We start from the raw sequence: 280 nt of genomic DNA, 5'->3' as shown, positions 1-280 counted from the left end.
CAGAGGATGCTGGTGAACTAAATAGCTCACCCCCGTTATGCTGAATAAAGAATGCAGCAAAATACCGACTGATAAGCCAAGCGCAATGTATAAGCCAGTTTGACGGCCATGACGGGTGGCATTTTGTACCACAAGCGCAAAATCCGGACCTGGGCTCATTAAGGCAATGAAGTGGATACTGGCAAGCGTTAAAAGGATAGTCGATTCATTCATAACACATCTCAAAACATAGTGGATATGAGCTATTGTCGTGATTCTTATTCGGTAGTGCTTGTAAAAA

At 43.2% G+C, this 280-nt stretch carries 1 protein-coding gene; it reads right to left on the bottom strand.

What is annotated here, in order from left to right; all coding sequences use genetic code 11:
* Window positions 1–213, bottom strand: a 213-nt coding sequence (locus V3391_RS17755) for a LysE family translocator (RefSeq protein ID WP_332079776.1), incomplete at its 3' end; no start/stop codon positions are given.
* Window positions 214–280: the final 67 nt, after the last annotated feature.

It is taken from the genome of Luteimonas flava (genome assembly GCF_036584485.1).
GTDB lineage: Bacteria > Pseudomonadota > Gammaproteobacteria > Xanthomonadales > Xanthomonadaceae > Luteimonas > Luteimonas flava.
This window is presented reverse-complemented; position numbering and strand designations above follow the sequence as displayed.